This is a genomic window from Calidifontimicrobium sp. SYSU G02091 (assembly GCF_022631395.1).
In the GTDB taxonomy this organism is placed as follows: Bacteria; Pseudomonadota; Gammaproteobacteria; order Burkholderiales; family Burkholderiaceae_C; genus Calidifontimicrobium; species Calidifontimicrobium sediminis.
In genome coordinates, this window is the sequence record NZ_JALBGB010000021.1 from 15,289 (window position 1) to 32,107 (window position 16,819).

At 70.5% G+C, this 16,819-nt stretch carries 13 protein-coding genes and 1 pseudogene; 5 read left to right on the top strand and 9 right to left on the bottom strand.

The features are described 5' to 3' along the window. Window positions 1–86 precede the first annotated feature (86 nt). Window positions 87–1,769 (top strand): hypothetical protein, encoded by a 1,683-nt coding sequence (locus MOJ79_RS13015; protein WP_241924543.1) that lies wholly within the window; start codon window positions 87–89, stop codon window positions 1,767–1,769. Between the two features lie 6 nt (window positions 1,770–1,775). On the opposite strand, the gene phoR is transcribed toward MOJ79_RS13015, so the two are convergent. The 8 genes from phoR to MOJ79_RS13055 all read right to left on the bottom strand — a co-directional run bounded on the left by phoR (window position 1,776) and on the right by MOJ79_RS13055 (window position 11,144). Continuing rightward, on the bottom strand, window positions 1,776–3,119 hold the full coding sequence (phoR, locus tag MOJ79_RS13020; protein ID WP_241924544.1) for a phosphate regulon sensor histidine kinase PhoR: 1,344 nt from the start codon (window positions 3,117–3,119) through the stop codon (window positions 1,776–1,778). Between the two features lie 11 nt (window positions 3,120–3,130). Further along, window positions 3,131–3,844, bottom strand: coding sequence for a phosphate regulon transcriptional regulator PhoB (gene phoB, locus MOJ79_RS13025; RefSeq protein WP_241924545.1), 714 nt, complete (start codon window positions 3,842–3,844; stop codon window positions 3,131–3,133). 25 nt (window positions 3,845–3,869) lie between these two features. Next, complete coding sequence (gene phoU / locus MOJ79_RS13030; protein ID WP_241924546.1) at window positions 3,870–4,577, bottom strand: phosphate signaling complex protein PhoU; 708 nt, start codon at window positions 4,575–4,577, stop codon at window positions 3,870–3,872. Window positions 4,578–4,596: 19 nt separating this feature from the next. Further along, window positions 4,597–5,433: a phosphate ABC transporter ATP-binding protein PstB gene (gene pstB / locus MOJ79_RS13035; protein WP_241924584.1), complete on the bottom strand. Its 837-nt coding sequence runs from the start codon at window positions 5,431–5,433 to the stop codon at window positions 4,597–4,599. 52 nt (window positions 5,434–5,485) lie between these two features. Continuing rightward, window positions 5,486–7,141 carry a phosphate ABC transporter permease PstA gene (gene pstA, locus MOJ79_RS13040; RefSeq protein WP_241924547.1) on the bottom strand — a complete coding sequence of 552 codons (1,656 nt, stop codon included), beginning with the start codon at window positions 7,139–7,141 and terminating at the stop codon, window positions 5,486–5,488. A gap of 18 nt (window positions 7,142–7,159) precedes the next feature. Further along, entirely contained in the window at window positions 7,160–9,421 is a 2,262-nt protein-coding gene (locus MOJ79_RS13045) for an ABC transporter permease subunit (RefSeq protein WP_241924548.1), read from the bottom strand. Between the two features lie 90 nt (window positions 9,422–9,511). Beyond that, complete coding sequence (locus MOJ79_RS13050) at window positions 9,512–10,156, bottom strand: hypothetical protein (RefSeq protein ID WP_241924549.1); 645 nt, start codon at window positions 10,154–10,156, stop codon at window positions 9,512–9,514. A gap of 10 nt (window positions 10,157–10,166) precedes the next feature. Further along, on the bottom strand, window positions 10,167–11,144 hold the full coding sequence (locus MOJ79_RS13055) for a PstS family phosphate ABC transporter substrate-binding protein (protein WP_241924550.1): 978 nt from the start codon (window positions 11,142–11,144) through the stop codon (window positions 10,167–10,169). Between the two features lie 494 nt (window positions 11,145–11,638). Here MOJ79_RS13055 and MOJ79_RS13060 point away from each other — a divergent pair, with 494 nt between their 5' ends. From MOJ79_RS13060 to arsB, 4 genes and pseudogenes are all read left to right on the top strand, one after another. After that, a complete protein-coding gene (locus MOJ79_RS13060; protein WP_241924551.1) occupies window positions 11,639–12,682 on the top strand; it encodes an ArsJ-associated glyceraldehyde-3-phosphate dehydrogenase in 1,044 nt (347 codons plus the stop codon). 106 nt (window positions 12,683–12,788) lie between these two features. After that, window positions 12,789–14,069, top strand: coding sequence for an organoarsenical effux MFS transporter ArsJ (gene arsJ / locus MOJ79_RS13065; protein WP_241924552.1), 1,281 nt, complete (start codon window positions 12,789–12,791; stop codon window positions 14,067–14,069). Window positions 14,070–14,080: 11 nt separating this feature from the next. Then, window positions 14,081–14,206, top strand: a pseudogene (locus tag MOJ79_RS13070) (transcriptional regulator); the annotation flags it as partial. A gap of 116 nt (window positions 14,207–14,322) precedes the next feature. Then, on the top strand, window positions 14,323–15,351 hold the full coding sequence (gene arsB, locus MOJ79_RS13075) for an ACR3 family arsenite efflux transporter (RefSeq protein ID WP_241924553.1): 1,029 nt from the start codon (window positions 14,323–14,325) through the stop codon (window positions 15,349–15,351). A 41-nt stretch (window positions 15,352–15,392) separates the two neighbouring features. On the opposite strand, the gene glmM is transcribed toward arsB, so the two are convergent. Beyond that, window positions 15,393–16,748 carry a phosphoglucosamine mutase gene (glmM, locus tag MOJ79_RS13080; protein ID WP_241924554.1) on the bottom strand — a complete coding sequence of 452 codons (1,356 nt, stop codon included), beginning with the start codon at window positions 16,746–16,748 and terminating at the stop codon, window positions 15,393–15,395. Window positions 16,749–16,819 lie beyond the last annotated feature (71 nt).

Here is a 16,819-nt window from a genome sequence, read left to right on the forward strand (position 1 = left end):
TCGCGCGGCGACGGGGCAGCCTCGGCTGCCCCTTGTTCTTTGGGCGCCGCGCCACCGAGACCGGCGCGCGGCGGCATCATCGCCCGGTGAACCGGAACCCGACCCCGGCACTCGTCACGCAGCGCGCCGCGCAGCGGCTGCCGCGCACGGCGCTGCTGCTGTTCTGCGCCGCGTATGTGCTGCCGGGCGTGTTCGGGCGCGACCCGTGGCGGGTGGCCGACATCACGGCGTTCGGCTACATGGCGGCGATGGCCGAAGGTCGCACGTCGTGGCTGGCGCCCATGGTCGGCCAGCTGCCGCTCGAGCAGGCGCTGCTGCCGCACTGGCTCGGCGCCGCGAGCATCGTGCTGCTGTCGCCACTGCTCGGCGCCGAGCTGGCCGCGCGCGTGCCGTTCGCGCTGCTGCTGGCGCTGACGCTGGCGCTGGTGTGGTATGCGACCTTCCACCTCGCGCGCACCGAGGCCGCACAGCCCGTCGCGTTCGCGTTTGGCGGCGAGGCCGACACCGTCGCGTATGCACGCGCGATGGCCGATGGCGCCGTGCTGGCGCTGATCGCCACCCTCGGGCTGCTGCAGCTCGGCCACGAGACGACGCCCGCGCTGGTGCAACTCGCCGGCGTCGCGCTGTTCCAGTGGGCGATGGCGTCGGCGCCGTTTCGGCGGCAGCGCGCGCGCGCGGCCGCGCTGGTCGCGCTGCCGCTGGTGGCCGCGAGCGGCGCGCCCGGCCTCGCGCTGCTGCTGGGTGCCATCGGCATCGTGCTGTCGCGACTGTCGGCGTACGAGCAGGTGCGCCGCCTCGTACCCTGGGTGTTCGCAGCCACCGTCGCCGCCGTCGCGACCGCCACGCTGGCGAAGATCTGGCAGTTCGGTTGGCGGCTGCGTGCCGACCCCGACCAGTGGCTCGGCATCGTGCGGCTGTGGCTGTGGTTTCTGTGGCCGGCGTCGCTGCTGGCGCTGTGGACGGTGTGGCGCTGGCGGCACCACCTGTTCAACCGCCACATCGCGGTGCCGCTGACCGTCACCACGGCGGCGCTGGCCGTCAGCACCGGACTCGGCGGCGCCGACGAGGTGCTGATGCTGGGGCTGCCCGGCCTCGCGGTGCTCGCGGCGTTCGCGCTGCCGACGCTCCAGCGCGGCGCGGCAGCCGCCATCGACTGGTTCTCGGTGTTCTTCTTCTCGGCGTGCGCGATCGCGGTGTGGGGCATCTACACGTCGCTGCACCTGGGCGTGCCCGGCGCACCGGCACGCAACGTCGCGCGGCTGGCCACCGGCTACGAACCGAGCTTCTCGGCGGTCGCGCTCGCCGTCGCGTTGGCCGGCACCGCGGCGTGGGTGTGGCTGGTGCGCTGGCGCACCGCGCGGCACCGGGCGGCGCTGTGGAAGAGCCTCGTGCTGCCCGCCGGCGGCGTGGCGCTGACCTGGCTGCTCGTGATGACGCTGCTGCTGCCGGTGCTCGACTACGTGCGCAGCGACCGCGAATGGGTCGCACGCATCGCGCCGCACGTGCCGCCGGGTTCGTGCATCGCCGCGCCCGACGTCGGCCGCGCAGCGATCGCGGCGCTCGAGCATCACGGCCGCTGGCGCGTGGACGGCCGCCCCGATGCGGCCGAGGCCAGCGGCTGCGACGTGCTGCTGCGCCGCGAGCGCCAGCGCACGCACGTGCGTGCCGGCCCCGGCTGGACCGAGGTCGCGCGCGTGCAGCGTCCCGACGAGCGGCGCGACGCGACGCGCATCTACCGCCGCGACACCGCGCCGGCCGGCGGCGGCTGAGCACGGTCAGCGCGGCGCGTCGGCGACGGCGGCCGCGTTGTGCCGCACGCGCACCCGGGCGGTCGGCACGACGATGCGAAAACGCGAGCCCTTGCCCCGCTCGCTTTCGATGTCGAGTTCGCCGCCGTGGCGCTGCACGACGTGCTTGACGATCGACAGGCCGAGCCCGGTGCCGCCGGTGTCGCGCGAGCGGCTGCCGTCGACGCGGTAGAAGCGCTCGGTCAGCCTCGGGATGTGCTCGCGGTCGATGCCCACGCCGTTGTCGACCACATCGATCTCCCCCGCACCGTCGGCGCGCACGCGCCAGTGCACGTCGATCTGGCCGCCGTCGGGCGTGTAGCGCACCGCGTTGGTCACCAGGTTGCCGACCGCGCTGAGCAGCTCGGTGGCGCTGCCGGCGATCTCGCCGCCCGGCGGCACGTGGAACACGAGCCGGTGGCGACCGGCCGACAGCGCCTCGCCGTCGGCGCGCACCTGCGCCATCAGCGCGTCGACGCTCACCCACTGGTCGGCCGGCGGCCGCGGACTGCCTTCGAGCTGCGCCAGCGTCAGCAGGTCGGTCAGCAGCGTCTGCATGCGCGTGGTCTGCTGCTCCATCAGCCTGAGCACGCGCTGGCGCTCGACCTCGGTCAGCGGCAGCGTGGCCATCGTCTCGACGAAGCCGGCGAGCACCGTCAGCGGCGTGCGCATCTCGTGCGACACGTTGGCGACGAAGTCACGCCGCATCGCGTCGCTGCGCTCGCGCTCGGTGATGTCCTGCGACAGCACGAGCTTGAGCCCATCGCCATAGGGGCGGACTGTCACCGACAGGGTGTGGCGACCCAACGGTCCCGGCACCGTCACAGGGTGATCGAACTGCCCCTGCTGCATATGCGCGACGAAGGCAGGCGCGCGCAACAGATTCGTGACGCGTTGGCCACGGTCGCGCACTGGGTCGAGGCCGAAATGGTCAGCGGCCACCGCGTTGCACCAGTCGATCTGGCCTTCGGCATCGAGCAGCAGCACGCCGTTGGGTGAAGCCTCGATGGCTTGCAGGAATTGCGATAGCCGCTGACGCTCGTCGGACAACGCGCGGTCACGGGCGCGCAAAAGGCGCTCGAAGCGATACGTCAGCTCGCTCCACACTCCGCCTTCTGCAGGGGCACTGCCCTGCCCTGCGCCACGCAGCCAGTCGAGTACACGCCGTGCGCGCAGCGCATCCAGGGTGGTGATTGCTGCCAAGCCCAGCGCCGCACCGATGCCCATACATAGCGCAGGCCAACCCAGCCAATCACCGACTTCGGCACCCACCACCATGCCCGCCCACGTCGCCAGCACCGAGCCGGCCAGCCGCGGCAGCAGCCAAGGCACCGCTCAGGCCCTCAGGCGGCGACGCTGCCCACCTGCTGCGTGAACCGGTAGCCAGCGCCGCGCACCGTCTCGATCAACCCGGCGCACTGCACCGGCTGCAGCGCCTCGCGCAGACGCTTGACGTGCACGTCGACGGTGCGCTCCTCGATGAACACGTGATCGCCCCACACCCGGTCGAGCAGCTGCGCGCGGCTGTGCACGCGTTCGGGGTGCGTCATGAAGAAGTGCAGCAGACGGAACTCGGTCGGCCCGACCTTGACCTCGCGCACGCCGTCAGCCGTCGTGCGCGTCACGCGCCGCGTCGACGGGTCGAGCCTGAGGCCCGCGATCTCGACCGCGGCGTCGAGCGCCTCGGGTGCCTTGCGCCGCAGCACGGCGCGGATGCGCGCGAGCAGTTCCTTGGTCGAGAACGGCTTCGTCAGGTAGTCGTCGGCGCCGGCGTCGAGGCCGCTGATCTTGTCGCCCTCCTCGCTGCGCGCCGTGAGCATGATGATGGGCAGGTCGCGCGTGCGCGGCTGCGACCGCCACTGCTTGGCGAGCGCGAGCCCGGACTGCCCCGGCAGCATCCAGTCGAGCAGCACGAGGTCGGGCAGCACGGCGTCCACCGCCGCCTGCGCCTGGTCGGCCGTCGCGGCGATCGTCACCTCGTAGCCGGCGTGGCGCAGGTTGATCGAGATCAGTTCCGCGATCGCCGACTCGTCCTCGACCACCAGCACCCGGCTCATCGCCCGTTCTCCTTGCCCGCCCGCATCACCGCACGGCCTTCTCGACCTCGGGCACCGTCACGTGGCGCACGTCGGTGCCCTTGACGACGTAGATCACGGCCTCGGCGAGGTTCTTCGCGTGGTCGCCGACGCGCTCGATCGCCTTGGCGACGAAGACGAGGTCGATGCTCGACGAGATCATGCGCGGGTCTTCCATCATGTACGTGATCAGCTTGCGCAGCAGGCCGTCGAACTCCTGGTCGAGCTGGTCGTCGCGCTTGAGCACCTCGAGCGCCTCCGCGGCGTCGAGGCGGGCGAAGGCGTCGAGCGCCCGGCGCAGCTGGGAGCACGCGAGGTCGGCGGTGAACTGGAGGTCGGCCAGCGGCAGGCGCAGGCGGCTCGACACCCCGGTGTTGATCAGGCGCTGCACCGTGCGCGCGATGCGCGCCGCCTCGTCGCCGACGCGCTCGAGGTTGGCCGAGGCCTTCGAGATCGCGAACAGCAGACGCAGATCGATCGCCGCCGGCTGGCGCATCGCGACGATCTGCTGCATCTCGGTGTCGATCTCGACTTCCATCTGGTTGAGCCGGTCCTCCTGGGCCAGGACCTGCGTCGCCGTCTCGCCGCTGAAGTTCGCGAGCGCGTAGACCGCCTGCGCGACCTGCGCCTCGGCGAGACCGCCCATCTGCAGCACACGGCTGTTGACGTCGCGCAGTTCGGCGTCGAACTGCTTCATCGTGTGGGTGTCGATCATGATGCTCGTCGCCTCCAGGTCAGCCGAAGCGGCCGGTGATGTAGTCCTCGGTTTCCTTCTTCGCCGGCTTCATGAACAGGTCGCGCGTCGGGCTGTACTCGACGAGCTTGCCGAGATACATGTACGCCGTGTAGTCCGACACGCGAGCCGCCTGCTGCATGTTGTGGGTCACGATCACGATCGTGAACTTGCTCTTCAGCTCTAACAGCAGTTCCTCGATCTTCGCCGTCGAGATCGGGTCGAGTGCCGAGCACGGCTCGTCGAGCAGCAGCACGTCGGGCTCGAGTGCGACGGCGCGCGCGATCACCAGGCGCTGCTGCTGACCGCCCGACAGGCTCAGGCCGCTGGCGTCGAGGCGGTCCTTGACCTCGTCCCACAGCGCCGCCTGCTTGAGCGAGCGCTCGACCGCCTCGTCGAGCTGCGCGCGGTTCTTCACGCCGAGCAGGCGCAGGCCGTAGGCGACGTTCTCGTAGATCGACTTCGGGAACGGATTGGGCTTCTGGAACACCATCCCCACCCGGCGGCGCAGCTGTGCGACGTTGACGCTGCGGTCGTAGATGTTCTGCTTGTCGAGCAGGATCTGGCCCTCGACGCGGCAGCCGTCGACGAGGTCGTTCATGCGGTTGAAACAGCGCAGCAGCGTCGACTTGCCGCAGCCGCTCGGGCCGATGAAGGCCACGACCTGCCCGCGCGGGATGTCCATCGTGACGTCGAAAAGCGCCTGCTTCGCACCGTAGAACAGGTTGACGTTCTGCACCGCGATCGACACCGGGTGGTCGCTGAGCGGCCGCGCGGCGCCGATCGCGTCGGACACGGCGGTCTCGATCTTCATGCGCGGCATCGCCGCTTCGGACATCGCGTTCATCGGGTTCCCTCCGGAAGGCGGAAGACGGGGATCGGGGTCGGCATCAGACGGTTTCGAGGCCACGGTATTTCTCGCGCAGGCGGTTGCGCAGGCTGATGGCGGCGAGGTTCAGCACCATGATGACGATCACCAGCAGCAGCGCCGTCGCGTAGACGAGCGGCCGAGCCGCCTCGACGTTCGGGCTCTGGAAGCCGACGTCGTAGATGTGGAAGCCCAGGTGCATGAACTTGCGCTCGAGGTGCAGGTACGGGAAGTATCCGTCCAGCGGCAGTGCCGGCGCGAGCTTGACGACACCGACGAGCATCAGCGGCGCCACCTCGCCGGCCGCGCGCGCGACGGCGAGGATCAGCCCCGTCATCATCGCCGGGCTGGCCATCGGCAGCACGGTGCGCCACAGCGTCTCGGCCTTCGTCGCGCCGAGCGCGAGGCTGCCCTCGCGCACCGAGCGCGGCACGCGCGCCAGCCCCTCCTCGGTCGAGACGATGACCACGGGCAGCGTCAGGATCGCCAGCGTCAGCGACGCCCACAGGATGCCGGGGCTGCCGAAGGTCGGTGCCGGCAGCGCCTCGGGGAAGAACAGCTGGTCGATGTTGCCGCCGAGGAAGTAGACGAAGAAGCCGAGGCCGAACACGCCGTAGACGATCGACGGCACCCCGGCGAGGTTGTTGACCGAGATGCGGATGACGCGGATCAGCGGCCCCTGCTTCGCGTACTCGCGCATGTAGATCGCGGCCATGATGCCGAACGGCGTCACGATCACCGACATGATCAGCACCATCAGCACGGTGCCGAAGATCGCGGGGAAGATGCCGCCCTCGGTGTTCGCCTCGCGCGGGTCGTCGACGATGAACTCGACGAGCTTGCGCACGTAGTGGCCGGCCTTCTGCGCCACGTTCATCGCGTTCGCCTGGTAGACGTCGGCCACGAGGGCGAGCTTGACCTCGACCTCCCTGCCATCCATCACCTCGGCCACCAGCGAATCGCGCGCGATGTCGGCGCGCAGCGTCTGAAGCTGCGTCTGCAACGCGGCGAACTGCTCGTCGAGCTTGGCGCGGCGGGCGGCCAGGTCGGCCTTCAGCTCGTCGGTGAGGCGGCCGCGCAGCTCGGCGCGACGCTGCTCGAGACGCAACTGCTCGATGCGGTAGTTGACGTCGCCGATGTCGGACTTCTCGATGCGGTAGATCTCGCGGAACAGCCGCTGCGCGCGTTCGACGCGGTCGACGAGCGCCGGCCAGGCGTCGGCGCCGCTGGCGACGACGTTGCCGTTCTCCTTCACTGCCTTCAGGTGCCCGTAGAAGTTGCCCCACTCGTGGCGCTCGACGGTGATGAGGTCGCGCGGATAGGTGAGCTCGCCGAGCAGCGGCACCGGGAACCAGCGGAAGTCGACCCCCGTGAGGTCACGATTGCCGAGCTTGATCAGGATGCGCTCGGCGAAGGCGTCGGTCGTGTCGAGCTTGAAGCCGGCGTCGGCCAGACGCTTGACCGACACCTCCTCGCGGTCGCGCACCTCGCCGATCAGGCGGATGCGCGTGCCGTCGCGCTCGGTGAACGTCGTCTCGGCGACGGCCTTCGGCCAGAAGTGCGTCAGCCCGCGCGCCGCCGTCATCCACAGCACGCCGAGCACCATCACGATGCACAGCGCGACCGCACCCGCGGTCATCCAGATCCACGGCGTGCCCGACTTGATCCATTCACGCATGTCCGTCCTCCCCTGCCGTCAGATCGTCTGGTATTTCTCGCGCAGGCGCTGCCGCACGAGTTCGGCGATCGTGTTCACGGCGAACGTGAACGCGAACAGGACGAGCGCCGACAGGAACAGCAGCCGGTAGTGCGTCTCGCCGACGCCCGCCTCGGGCATCTCGACGCCGATGTTGGCCGACAGCGTGCGGAAGCCCGTGAACAGGCTGAAGTCCATCACCGCCGTGTTGCCGGTGGCCATCAGCACGATCATCGTCTCGCCGACGGCGCGCCCGAGGCCGATCATCACCGCCGAGAAGATGCCCGGGCTCGCGGTCAGCAGCACGACGCGCGTGAGCGTCTGCCACGGTGTCGCGCCGAGCGCGAGCGAGCCGCCGGTCAGGTGCTTCGGCACGCTGAACACGGCGTCCTCGGCGATCGAGAAGATCGTCGGCGTCACCGCGAAGCCCATCGCGATGCCGACGACGAGCGAGTTGCGCTGTTCGTACTTGATGCCGAGTTCGTTGCTGACCCAGTTCGGCATGTCGCCGCCGAAGAACGCGGCCTCGATCGGGTGGCCGAGCTGCATGATCAGCCAGATGAAGGCGACGATGACGGGGATCAGCAGCGCGGCCTCCCAGCCGGGCGGCACGCGCATGCGCAGCGACTGCGGCGTCAGGTGCCAGGCGTAGGCCGCCGCGATGAACACCGCCGGCAGCAGCAGGATCGCCAGCAGCACACCCGCCATGTTGTTCTCGACGAACGGTGCGAGCCACAGGCCGGCGAGGAAGCCGAGGATGACGGTGGGCAGCGCCTCCATGATCTCGATCGTCGGCTTCACCACCTGGCGCATCGCCGGCGACATGAAGTAGGCCGTGAAGATCGCCCCGAGCAGCGCCAGCGGCACCGCCACCAGCATCGCGTAGGTCGCGGCCTTCACGGTGCCGAAGGTCAGCGGCGCGAGGCTGAACTTGGGCTCGAAATCCGAGTTCGCCGCCGACGACTGCCAGACGTAGTCGGGCGCGTCGTAGGCCTCGTACCAGACCTTCTCCCACATCGCGTGCCACGACACCTCGGGGTAGTGGTTCTCGACCGCAGCGGCGTGCACGCGCCCGCCCGCATCCTGGGCGAGGAAGCCGTTGCCGCGAGGCGGCACACCGAGCACGGTCAACGGCTGCTCGGAGAGCTTGCGCAGGAACAGCAGCCGGTTCGAGGTCGCGAAGTAGCTGCCGAGGTTGCCGGCACTGTCGCCGACGATGAAGCCCTTGCGGAAGAACTCGGGCGCGATCGTCGTGACGGCGGCGGGCATCGGCTTGAACTCGCGGATGCGCTGCAGGGCGAAGCGCGTGCCCTCGACGCGCACCGGGAACCACTGCGCGAGGTGGCCCTGGTCGGTGCCGACGATCAGCGAGTAGCCGCCACTGAGCATCGCGAGCGCCGTCACGCGATGCCCTTCGGGGGCAAGCTGCACCGTCTCGAGAAGGCGCGGCTGCGTCTTGTCGCGGATGTCGAAACGCGCGAGGCCGCGGTCGCCGTGCAGCACGAAGAGTTCGCGCTGCTTCGACTCGACGACCAGCTGCCGGACGTTCGGCGGCACCGACGCCACTTCGCCCTGCTGGATCTCGCTCCTGCTCTCGCCGGTGATCGGGTTGGTCGTCACGTTGACGGCCGAGACGAGCAGGCGACCGTCGTCGGTCAGGCCGACGAGCGTCGAGCCCGAGTCCGATGCCTGGACGGCGAGCTGGACGATGGGATGGCCCCGGGTGTCGATCTGCAGCGGTGCCTCGCCGAGCGGTAACTCGAGCGACGGGGTGATCTGACGCTTGCCGTCGGGGAACGTGACCTCGTAGCCCTGGCGGATGACGATCGCGCGACCGTCGCTCAGGCCGTAACCGAACACGAAGGTGCTGAGGTCGCCCTTGGCGAAGCTCGTCACCGAGGCCCCCGCCGGAATCTCGACCGGCGCCTCCGCGAGCACCCGGCCGGTGGCGAACTCGAAGAACGTGATGCCGCCGTCGGCCGCAATGCGCGCCCCGATCTCGCGCTGCTCCTCGCCCGAGAACGCTCCCGTGGTGCGCTCGGCCGGCCCGGGCACGGCGTACGTCACCGGCGCTTCGACGGTAGGCGGCAGGAACAGCGGGACGACGACGCTCGCCAGGTAGAAGAAGATCGCCGAGATCGCGACGATGACGCCGATGCCGCCGGCGCTCATCAAGTTCTTGAACAGGCGGTCGCGCAACAGCCGGCCACCCATCGCCTGGCTGACCGAGACGGCGGTGGTGCTCTGATTGACGGTGGTCATGCGCTGTTCTCCCTCCCCCTGACGCGACACGAGGGTGACGGCCCGCCGCCGTCACCCTCGCAGGACCCGTGAGGCCCCTTGGTCGCCGCCCTACTTCGCCGCGACGCGCAGCGCCTTGAAGCGCTCGGCGCGCTCCGTCGGCCTGCCCTTCGGATAGCTGTCCTTGTTCATCACGTACACGATCGTCTCGCCCTTCGGACCGGCGCCGACGTCGGTGTAGCTGTACGGCACCTCGCCGAAGGCGACGAAGTCCACCATGTCCTTGCGCTGGCCGAACAGGAAGAAACGACCGTCGCGGAAGACTTCGCCGTAGAACGTGGCGGGCTCGGGCGCGGACGACGCCAGGATCTGCTCGGCGCGGCTAGGCTGGTTGTTCTTCACGTCGTCGGCCGTGATGCCGTAGACGATCGTCTTGCCGCCGGGGCCTGCACCGATGGCGGTGCGGGTCAGCGCCACTTCGCCGTGCTCGAGAAAGTCCGCGTAGTTCTTCAGGTCGCCGAACGCGTGCACCCGTCCCGTCGGCGGCAGCACGACGTAGAGCTCGACGGTGCCGGGCGCCGGCGCGGGAGCGTTGGGCGACGGCGGCGTGCCGGGCTTCGGCGCGGGCGCCGCAGCGACGGCCGCCGCCGCCTCGGGCGCCGGCGACGTGGCGCAACCGGCAACCACCACAGCGGCCACGGCAACGGCCAGGGTGCGGGCGGCGACGTTCATGCTGCTGGTGCTGAGGGTCTTCATGCCCGTGGCCTCAGTTCAGCAGCGCCAGGTAGCGCTGGGCCAGCGAGTTGGGCACCGGCACGAACCCGTCCTTGATGACGACTTCCTGGCCCTGCTTCGACAGCACCATGCGGAAGAACTCCTTCTCCAGCGGCGCCAGCGGCTGGTTCGGCTTCTTGTTCACGTACACGTAGAGCACGCGCGCCAGCGGGTAGGTGCCGTCGATCGCGTGCGTCGCATCCGGCTCGACGAACGGCTCGCCCTTTTTCTTCGACAGCGGCAGCGCGCGCACGCCCGAGGTCTTGTAGCCGATGCCCGAGTAGCCGATCGCGTTGAGCTGCGTGGCCACGCTCTGCACGACCGAGGCCGAACCCGGCTGCTCGGCGACGTTGCGCTTGAAGTCGCCCTTGCACAGCGCGACGTCCTTGAAGAAGCCGTACGTGCCCGACACCGAGTTGCGGCTGTACATCGCGATGTCGCGGTTGGCCCATTCACCGCCCAGACCGAGCTGACCCCACTTGGTGATGTCGGCCGCGCCGCCGCACTTGCGCGTGCTCGACATGATGGCGTCGACTTCCTCGAGGCTCAGCCCCTTGATCGGGTTGTCCTTGTTCACGTAGACGGCCAGCGCGTCGATCGCGACGCCGATCGCGGTCGGCTTGTAGCCGTGCTTCTTCTCGAACGCCTCGACTTCGCGCGCCGTCATCAGGCGGCTCATCGGCCCGAAGTTCGACGCGCCCTCCGTCAGCGCCGGCGGCGCGGTCGACGACCCGGCGCCCTGGATCTGGATGTTGACGTTGGGGTACAGGCGCTTGAATTCCTCGGCCCACAGCGTCATCAGGTTGTTCAGCGTGTCGGAGCCGATGCTGGTGAAGTTGCCCGAAACGCCGGCCGCCTTCTGATACGTCGGCAGCGCGGGATCGACCTGCACGGGCTGCGCCTGCACCGTGGCGGTGAAGAAACCGACGCCGGCCAGCCCGAGCGCGGAAATGAGCTTCTTGAGGGTCATTGCATCCACTCCGTGAGGAAAGTGCGGAAAACGCTCGCTTGACGAGACGGGCGGATGCTAGGCAGAGCTTGTGACGACATTGTGACAACGCGAGCACCCGTTGTCATGGGCGCTGGGGGGTCTCAAAGTCACCACGCGGCGCCGAGCCGGCCCAGGGGCCGGTTTCGTGAATCTTTTATGACAGCTCGATGACTGGCGGAAACGTCCTTTGGCGTGCGCCCCTGCTGCCCGGCTCGTGCGCATCGTTGGTCGCGCGCACACCCTCCCCCGCCGGGGATGACGCCTGCCCTTCGGGGGCACGCTCCGCGCCGCCACGTCGGCGTCGCAGGCGTCCGCGATCGCGTGGGCGCACGGTCCGAACGGGCCAGCGTTCGACTTGCCTGCGGCCGTCGTGTCTCCAGACTGTCATATCTCGGACCTATATTTCTACGCTGATAGAAATATCATCCAGGATGGCGGCGATGCGTGGTCGCCGAAAGGGGGGTCACGACACCATGAGAGTCGGCATCAACGGCATGGGCCGCATCGGCCGCCTGGCGCTGCGCGCCGCCTTCGGCGCCGCCGAGCGCCCCGCCGACGACCCGCGGGCGGGCAACCGCCTCGAGGTCGTCCACCTCAACGAGATCAAGGGCGGCGCCGCCGCGACCGCACACCTGCTCGCGTTCGACAGCGTGCAAGGCCGCTGGCGCGAAGACATTGCCGCCGAGGGCGACGACGCGCTGCGCGTCGGCGCCCGGCGCCTGCGCTTCAGCGCCCACCCGACGCCGGCAGAGATCCCCTGGGGCGACCTCGGCGTCGACCTCGTGCTCGAGTGCACCGGCAAGTTCCTGACGCCCGAGACGCTGCAGGGTCACCTGGACCGCGGCGCGAGGCGCGTCATCGTGGCCGCGCCGGTCAAGGTGGGCGATGTGCTCAACGTCGTCGTCGGCGTCAACGAACACCTCTACGAGCCCTCGCGCCACCGCATCGTGACCGCGGCAAGCTGCACCACCAACTGCCTCGCGCCGGTGGTCAAGGTCGTGCACGAGGCGCTGGGCATCCGCCACGGCCAGATCACGACGATCCACGACCCCACCAACACCAACCTCGTCGTCGACGCGCCGCACAAGGACCTGCGCCGCGCGCGCAGCGCGATGCTGAGCCTGGCACCCACGACCACCGGCAGCGCAACCGCGATCGCGCTGATCTACCCCGAGTTGAAGGGCAAGCTCAACGGCCACGCGGTGCGCGCGCCGGTGCTCAACGCGTCGCTGACCGACTGCGTGTTCGAGCTGCAGCGCACCACCACGGCCGACGAGGTCAACGCTTTGTTCAAAGCGGCTGCCGCAGGCCCGCTGGCCGGCATCCTCGGCTACGAGGAACGGCCGCTCGTCAGCGCCGATTACGCGCGCGACACGCGCAGCAGCATCGTCGACGCGCCGTCGACGATGGTCACCGACGGCACGCTGCTCAAGGTCTACGCTTGGTACGACAACGAGATGGGCTACGCCTGCCGCATGGTCGACCTGGCCTGTCACCTGCGGCAGTACGGAATCTGAGCGGTGACGCAGATCCGTGCAAGGCGGGCCGAGCGCCGGGCCGCCCCAAGCCGGCCCGCATCCCCTTGGGGGATCGGCCGACGTACCCGTCGGACGAGGGGCTGACATGTCGGCCGGCACCCGCAACTACGCCATCGTCACCGCCGCGTACTGGGGCTTCACCCTCAGCGACGGCGCGCTGCGCATGCTGGTGCTGCTGCACTTCTACCAGCTCGGCTACTCGCCGTTCACGCTCGCCTTCCTGTTCCTGCTCTACGAGGCGATGGGCGTGGTCGCCAACCTGATCGGCGGCTGGCTCGCGACGCGCTTCGGCATCGCGCGCATGCTCGCCGTGGGGCTGGCGACGCAGATCACCGGCTTCCTGCTGCTGTCGGCGCTGTCGCCGTCGTGGACCGTGGCGCTGTCGGTGGCCTGGGTCGTGGTCGCGCAGGGCATCTGCGGCGTCGCGAAGGACCTGACGAAGACGGCGAGCAAGTCGGCGATCAAGCTGACGGCGGGCGAAGCCTCCGGACGGCTTTTCAAGTGGGTCGCGTTCTTCACCGGCAGCAAGAACGCGATGAAGGGTGTGGGCTTCTTCCTCGGCGGCGTGCTGCTGCAGACGCTCGGCTTCCAGGCGTCGCTGTGGACGATGGCGGCGCTGCTCGCGCTCGTCCTCGCCGGCGTCGTCGCCTTCGTGCCGCCGCTGATGGGCAAGAGCAAGGCGTCGAAGTCGGCGCGCGAGCTGTTCGCGAAGAACCGCGGCATCAACGCGCTGGCCGCGGCGCGCGTGCTGCTGTTCGGCGCGCGCGACGTGTGGTTCGTCGTCGGCGTGCCGGTGTTCCTGTACGCGGCCGGGTGGACCTTCACGATGGTCGGCGGCTTTCTCGCGCTGTGGACGATCGGCTACGGTGCGGTGCAGGCACTGGCACCGGCGATCGTGCGCCGCAGCCGCGACGGCCTGAGCGCCGAGGTGCCGGCAGCGCGCCGGTGGTCGGCGCTGCTGGCGCTGGTGCCGCTGGTGCTGGCGGGCCTGACGGCCGCCGGCGTCGCGCACCTCGAGTGGGTCGTCGTCGCCGGTCTCGGCGTGTTCGGCTTCGCGTTCGCCGTCAACTCGTCGGTGCACTCGTACCTGGTGCTGGCCTACGCCGGTTCGGAGAAGGCCGCCGAGGACGTCGGCTTCTACTACGCCGCCAACGCGCTCGGGCGCTTCGTCGGCACGCTGCTGTCGGGGCTGCTGTACCAGTGGGGCGGGCTGACGGCGTCGCTGGCCGGCTCGGCAGCGATGCTCGTCGCGTGCTGGCTCGCGACGTTGACGTTGCCGACGCGGCCCGAAGCGCTCGCCGCCCCGCCGTCGGCAGGCGGGAGCGAGGGCGGCGCCGCGTCGCACGAGCAGCCCACATCGCGATGAGGGACGCCGTCATGGACGAGACCGCCGCCGTCGCCGCGCTGGCGGCGCTGGCGCAGGCGGCACGCCTGCGCATCTTCCGCGCGCTGGTCGGCGCCGGGCCGGCAGCGCTGACGCCGGCGATGCTGGCGGCCACGCTCGGCCCGGCCGCCGTTGACGGCCGCGAGGCGCCCAAAGCCTGCGGGAACGTCGCGACGGTGCTCGAGCGGCTGCTGATCGGGCACGGGATCCGCCACCTCGGCGCACGCTGAGCACGATGGGGGCGTTCGAGCGCTGGCTGTCGCTGTGGGTCGCGCTGGCGATCGTCACCGGCGTCGCACTCGGGCTGGCGGCGCCGGCGGTGTTCCGCGCCGTGGCCGCGCTCGAGGTCGCGCACGTCAACCTGGCGGTGGCGGTGCTGATCTGGATCATGATCTACCCGATGATGATCCAGGTCGACTTCGCGTCGGTGCGCGACGTCGGCCGCCGCCCGAAAGGCCTGCTGCTGACGCTGGTGGTGAACTGGCTCGTCAAGCCGTTCACGATGGCAGCGCTCGGCGCGCTGTTCTTCCGCGTCGTGTTCGCACCGTGGGTCGACCCGCAGTCGGCCACCGAGTACATCGCCGGCATGATCCTGCTCGGCGTCGCGCCCTGCACCGCGATGGTGTTCGTCTGGAGCCAGCTGACCAGGGGCGACCCGAACTACACGCTGGTGCAGGTCTCGGTCAACGACCTGATCATGGTGTTCGCGTTCGCGCCGATCGCCGCGCTGCTGCTCGGCGTGACCGACGTCGCCGTGCCGTGGGAGACGCTGCTGCTGTCGACGGTGCTGTACGTCGTGCTGCCGCTGGTGGCAGGCGTGATCACGCGGCGCACGCTGGCGGCGCGCGGGCGCGGCGCCATCGAGCGCTACGTCGCGCGGCTCAAGCCGTGGTCGGTGCTCGGGCTGCTGGCGACGGTGGTCCTGCTGTTCGGCTTGCAGGCGCAGACGATCGTCGCGCAGCCGCTCGTCATCGGGATGATCGCAGTGCCGCTGCTGGTGCAGACCTACGGCATCTTCGCGCTGGCGTTCGCCGCCGCGTACGCGCTGCGGCTGCCGCACGCGATCGCGGCGCCGGCGTGCCTGATCGGCACGTCGAACTTCTTCGAGCTCGCGGTGGCGGTGGCGATCTCGCTGTTCGGGCTGCACTCGGGCGCGGCGCTGGCCACCGTCGTCGGCGTGCTCGTCGAGGTGCCGGTGATGCTGTCGCTGGTCGCGTTCGCGAACCGCACACGGCACTGGTTCGACGCGCGGCAGCCCGCCTGAGGGCACCCGGCCGGCGGCGGTCGCCGCCGTACCCCGCCGCGTCAGGCCGCGGCGGCCAGCGTCGGCTTGTCGGCAGCGGCATCGGCCAGGCGCTGCGCGCAGCGCGTGGCCAGCGCGCCGTCGCGCGCCTCGACCATCACGCGCAGCACGGGCTCGGTGCCCGAGGCGCGGATCAGCACGCGGCCGCGGTCGCCGAGCTCGCGTTCGACGGCCTGCTGCTCGGCGGCCAGGCGCTCGTTGCGCCGCCAGTCGCTGCCTTCGGCCAGCCGCACGTTGATGAGCGTCTGCGGGAACAGCTCGACCCCCTCGAGCAGCCCCGCGAGGTCGTGGCCGTTGCGGCGCACCGCCTGCAGCACCTGCAGCGCGCTGACGATGCCGTCGCCGGTCGTGTGGCGGTCGAGCGCGATCAGGTGGCCCGAGCCCTCGCCGCCGAGCTGCCAGCCGCGCGCGACGAGTTCCTCAAGCACGTAGCGGTCGCCGACCTTCGCCCGCACGAGCGGGATGCCGCGGCGGCGCAGCGCGAGTTCGACGCCGAGGTTCGTCATCAGCGTGCCGACGACGCCGGGCACGCTCACGCCCTTGGCGAGGCGGTCGGTCGCCATCACGTAGAGCAGTTCGTCGCCGTTGAACAGGCGGCCGCTGCGGTCGACGATCTGCAGCCGGTCGGCGTCGCCGTCGAGCGCGATGCCGTAGTCGGCGCCGTGCTGCGCCACGGCGCGCACCAGCGCCTGCGGGGCGGTCGCGCCGACGCCGTCGTTGATGTTCATGCCGTCGGGGCTGCAGCCGATCGTCTCGACCTGCGCGCCGAGCTCGTGGAACACGTCGGGCGCGACGTGGTACGCGGCGCCGTGCGCGGCGTCGACGACGAGCTTCATCCCGCGCAGCGACAGCGTGTGCGGCACCGTGCTCTTGCAGAACTCGATGTAGCGCCCGCGCGCGTCGTCGAGCCGCCGCACGCGGCCGAGGCCGGCCGAGTCGACCCACTGCGGCGGCTCGGCGAGCGCCGCCTCGACGGCCTGTTCCCACTCGTCGGGCAGCTTCTCGCCGCGCGCGGAGAAGAACTTGACGCCGTTGTCGGGGTACGCGTTGTGGCTCGCGCTGATGACGACGCCCAGGTCCAGCCGCAGCGCGCGCGTCAGGTAGGCGACGCCCGGCGTCGGCAGCGGGCCCGACATCAGCACGTCGACCCCGGCGGCGGCGAAGCCGGCCTCGAGCGCCGACTCGATCATGTAGCCCGAGATGCGCGTGTCCTTGCCGATCAGCACCGTCGGCCGCTCGACGCCGCGGCGCAGCACGCGGCCCACGGCGTGGCCGAGCGCGAGCATGAAGTCGGGCGTGATTGGCGCACGGCCGACGGTGCCGCGGATGCCGTCGGTGCCGAAGTAGGTTCTGCTCATGATCGTCGGGGCGTCGTGCCGGCGGGCCGCCGCACCAGCAAGGCGCGCGGGCGACGCCGGCGACCCGGCAA

Coding starts and splice junctions, on each gene's coding strand:
- arsJ (WP_241924552.1), top strand. CDS start 12,789: ATGTCGGCCGGCACCCGCAACTACGCCATCGTCACCGCCGCGTACTGG.
- MOJ79_RS13055 (WP_241924550.1), bottom strand. CDS start 11,144: ATGACCCTCAAGAAGCTCATTTCCGCGCTCGGGCTGGCCGGCGTCGGT.
- glmM (WP_241924554.1), bottom strand. CDS start 16,748: ATGAGCAGAACCTACTTCGGCACCGACGGCATCCGCGGCACCGTCGGC.
- pstB (WP_241924584.1), bottom strand. CDS start 5,433: ATGTCCGAAGCGGCGATGCCGCGCATGAAGATCGAGACCGCCGTGTCC.
- arsB (WP_241924553.1), top strand. CDS start 14,323: ATGGGGGCGTTCGAGCGCTGGCTGTCGCTGTGGGTCGCGCTGGCGATC.
- phoU (WP_241924546.1), bottom strand. CDS start 4,577: ATGATCGACACCCACACGATGAAGCAGTTCGACGCCGAACTGCGCGAC.
- pstA (WP_241924547.1), bottom strand. CDS start 7,141: ATGCGTGAATGGATCAAGTCGGGCACGCCGTGGATCTGGATGACCGCG.
- MOJ79_RS13060 (WP_241924551.1), top strand. CDS start 11,639: ATGAGAGTCGGCATCAACGGCATGGGCCGCATCGGCCGCCTGGCGCTG.
- phoB (WP_241924545.1), bottom strand. CDS start 3,844: ATGAGCCGGGTGCTGGTGGTCGAGGACGAGTCGGCGATCGCGGAACTG.
- MOJ79_RS13045 (WP_241924548.1), bottom strand. CDS start 9,421: ATGACCACCGTCAATCAGAGCACCACCGCCGTCTCGGTCAGCCAGGCG.
- MOJ79_RS13050 (WP_241924549.1), bottom strand. CDS start 10,156: ATGAAGACCCTCAGCACCAGCAGCATGAACGTCGCCGCCCGCACCCTG.